This window comes from Paenibacillus selenitireducens (genome assembly GCF_002021565.1).
GTDB classification, from domain to species: Bacteria; Bacillota; Bacilli; order Paenibacillales; family Paenibacillaceae; genus Paenibacillus_K; species Paenibacillus_K selenitireducens.
Genome location: NZ_MSZX01000038.1, coordinates 1 through 3360, shown reverse-complemented (window position 1 = coordinate 3360; position 3360 = coordinate 1). Strand labels below are relative to the sequence as shown.

3 protein-coding genes and 7 tRNA genes are annotated in these 3360 nt (G+C 45.1%); all 10 read right to left on the bottom strand.

Annotated features, from left to right (window positions below; all coding sequences use genetic code 11):
* A partial coding sequence (locus BVG16_RS33620) for a hypothetical protein (protein WP_233147242.1) occupies positions 1-201 on the bottom strand: 201 nt, incomplete at its 3' end.
* A 148-nt stretch (positions 202-349) separates the two neighbouring features.
* The gene (locus BVG16_RS32235; protein WP_078503288.1) at positions 350-1294 is read right to left on the bottom strand and encodes a nucleoside hydrolase; all 945 of its coding nucleotides are present in this window, start codon (positions 1292-1294) and stop codon (positions 350-352) included.
* A gap of 2 nt (positions 1295-1296) precedes the next feature.
* Positions 1297-2304 (bottom strand): nucleoside hydrolase, encoded by a 1008-nt coding sequence (locus tag BVG16_RS32230; protein ID WP_078503286.1) that lies wholly within the window; start codon positions 2302-2304, stop codon positions 1297-1299.
* Between the two features lie 331 nt (positions 2305-2635).
* Positions 2636-2718, bottom strand: a tRNA-Leu gene (locus BVG16_RS32225).
* 14 nt (positions 2719-2732) lie between these two features.
* Positions 2733-2808: transfer RNA gene (locus BVG16_RS32220), tRNA-Lys, on the bottom strand.
* A 10-nt stretch (positions 2809-2818) separates the two neighbouring features.
* A tRNA-Gln gene (locus tag BVG16_RS32215) sits at positions 2819-2893 on the bottom strand.
* Between the two features lie 9 nt (positions 2894-2902).
* Positions 2903-2978 (bottom strand) — tRNA-Thr (locus BVG16_RS32210).
* 5 nt (positions 2979-2983) lie between these two features.
* Positions 2984-3069: transfer RNA gene (locus tag BVG16_RS32205), tRNA-Val, on the bottom strand.
* A gap of 13 nt (positions 3070-3082) precedes the next feature.
* Positions 3083-3157 (bottom strand) — tRNA-Glu (locus BVG16_RS32200).
* A 33-nt stretch (positions 3158-3190) separates the two neighbouring features.
* Positions 3191-3266: transfer RNA gene (locus tag BVG16_RS32195), tRNA-Thr, on the bottom strand.
* Positions 3267-3360: the final 94 nt, after the last annotated feature.

Below are 3360 nucleotides of genomic sequence, written 5' to 3'. Positions count from 1 at the left end.
AATCGAACCCGCGACCCTCGCCTTGGCAAGGCGATGCTCTACCGCTGAGCCACGTCCGCATATGTAATGCATTTTTTGCTGTTGACGCAACACGAATTGTGTTTCACTTCGTTGCCGTGTCTCATCAGCGACAAGTAATAATATATCAAAAATCAAAACCGATTGCAAGTGTTTTTTTCGAAAAATTTTAATTCTCGTCATATTATCAAGAAAAACTCATCATTTTTGACGTTCCCACACCCTTGATTCTATAGAAATATCACTCACTTTTTCCTCTTCCAATTTATAAGACATTAAAAAACACAGATCTAATGACCTGTGCTTTCTTAACATATGTTGAATCATCAGATCAGCGTGCCACTCGCTCGAGAAAATGAGCCAAGAAACGATCCGCATCTACTTCTAAGCACACATCAACATTCGGAGAATGATCCGGCTTAGAACGCCGATCTGCTATGGTTCGTCCAACAGAATAAAGTCCCTCACAATCCACTTGAACATGCAACGGCTGTGTTTTGACAAAGGTAGTATCTATGACGACGCCTATTGCTAAGGGGTCATGTAGAGCACATCCGCGAATGCCTGGGTAGAACTGTGAATAGGCGTTAATGTAGAATTCTGTGATATTCGCAAGGAATTGTCCTAATTTCGTCCCCTGTTCTCTCCATTTTGCAATCTCTGCCCTAGGGAGAAGGGTCTGCAGCGTGACATCCAATCCAACCATGGTGACCGGTATCCCTGATCTAAAAAGAAACTCAGCGGCCTCAGGGTCCGCATACATGTTGGCTTCAGCTTGCGGCGTGACGTTTCCCGGTACAGTCACTGCGCCCCCCATGATTACTACGCGCTTCAATAAATACATAGCTTCCGGGTCTTGCATGATAGCCAGAGCTAAATTCGTCATCGCCCCTACAGCAACTACAGTAACTTCATGCGGATATTTCCTAGCTTGTTCGACAATAAATGAGGCTGCAGACTGACTTGCTGGGCTCCCTAGAGGCTCCGATAACCCCGTATCACCTAGACCATCCTCCCCATGAATAGACACCGCCTTGGCTTTTAGCGACGGTCTAAATAATGGTTGATTCGCTCCCAAAAAAACAGGAATATGCTCAGCATCTAATTGTTCTAAAACGAGCAGAGAATTCCTCGCAGCTTCATGTACCGTAACATTGCCGAAACATGTTGTAATCCCAAGTACTGCTAGCTCAGGAGAACGGATAGCATATGTCATGGCTAACGCATCATCAATGCCCGTATCTACATCTAGAATTATTTTCTGCCGTTCCTGCATCACTATACTTCCTCCCCCTCTATAGAGCTAAACACTTCGATAAATTGCTGTATAAAACGTTCAACATCCACGCTGACACATACATCTGTGTTGATTCGCTTTGGCGTTCGACGACGTAAATCGGCTAATGTCGCTCCAGCTGACAACGTTCCCTTCGTTTCGATCTGTATATATTCCTGACGTATATCTACTAGACTTGAGTCTAAAGCTGCCGCGACAGCAAGTGGAGCCTGTAATGGTATCCCTAATAGGTCTAACTCCTGTCGGTATGCAGTTAGGAGATAGTTACCAACATGTTCAATAAACTTCATCATACGTTTTTGCAGTACTGCGCCTTCAGGATTTTTCAATGGGCAAGCAACCGCGCGACCAAGCTTACTCAGTTCTGTTAAATGAGCCTCAGTTAGCATTACCTGCATCGACACATCGAGACCCACCATCGTAATGGGAATACCTGATTCAAAAACACGATGTGCTGCCTCTGGATCATAATAAATATTCTTCTCTGCCACTGGCGTGACGTTACCTGGAACCTGTAATGCGCCTCCCGCGATCACCAATCGCTTTACCTGTGATACAAAATCAGGATCTTTAGATAACGCTATGGCGACATTCGTGAGACTCCCTGCCGTGACAATCGTGATTCGACCTGGATTTTCTCGCACAATACGAACCATAAAATCGGCTGCATGTTCCTGATGCATCACGCTCTTTGTTGCAGGCAGAATGTAATCTGCCATTCCATTCGTTCCCTGAATATCTGTTGTCTTACGTTCCCACTCTCTAAAAAGTGGCTTCAACGCCCCCATGAATACAGACGTATCCATCCCTGCACGATGAAACTCCAAAACCTGCATCATATTCATCGTCGCCTGTTCTGCCGTCACATGACCAAAACCGGTCGTTACACCTTCTAGCTTTGCTTTATTCGATTTTAACGCGAATAACACACCCAGTGCACCGTCAATCCCTCCATCAACATCGAGAATGATCCGTGTTATGTCTTCCATGAACTCACTCACCTTCCGATACGTATGGCATTGTTCTCCTACTATTCTATCATTTTTACCTATAAAAAAATTCTTTAGTTGTGGCGAGAGGAGAATTCTTCTAGCCTGCTCTATATATTCATGTCCTAAATGATAAACTATATAAATGTTATATTTATGAATAAATGAAGCCAAAAAATAGATCTCATATCGTTTTTCATGTGAAAATGGGCGATTTACCAGAATGATCAATAGCAATGATTTGATGAGGTTTGTTATAAAAGCATAACAGTACAAAAAGCAAAAAATCCTGTCAGATCTAATGATCTTCAGGATTTCGATGTTGTAAGTATGGTGCGCGTAGAGGGACTTGAACCCCCACGGTCGCCCGCTAGATCCTAAGTCTAGTGCGTCTGCCAATTCCGCCATACGCGCACATGAGATAAAACTGGTGAGCCATGAAGGACTCGAACCTTCGACACCCTGATTAAAAGTCAGGTGCTCTACCAACTGAGCTAATGGCTCTTACTAAAAATGGCTGGGGATATAGGATTTGAACCTATGCATGACGGAGTCAAAGTCCGTTGCCTTACCGCTTGGCTAATCCCCATTAGTCAAATGGTGCCGTCGAGAGGACTTGAACCCCCAACCTACTGATTACAAGTCAGTTGCTCTACCAGTTGAGCTACAACGGCATATGTGGTGGAGGCTAACGGGATCGAACCGCTGACCCTCTGCTTGTAAGGCAGATGCTCTCCCAGCTNCTCCCAGCTGAGCTAAGCCTCCGAAAAAATACTAATGGTGACCCGTAGGGGATTCGAACCCCTGTTACCTCCGTGAAAGGGAGGTGTCTTAACCCCTTGACCAACGGGCCTTACTGCAATGATGCTTGTACATAGGTGCTACATGGAGCTCTCAACCGGGATCGAACCGGTGACCTCATCCTTACCATGGATGCACTCTACCTACTGAGCTATGAGAGCAAAAGTGGCTCCCCGAACAGGACTCGAACCTGTGACAACTCGATTAACAGTCGAGTGCTCTACCAACTHGCTNDGRYANAGTATHNATSSGYAS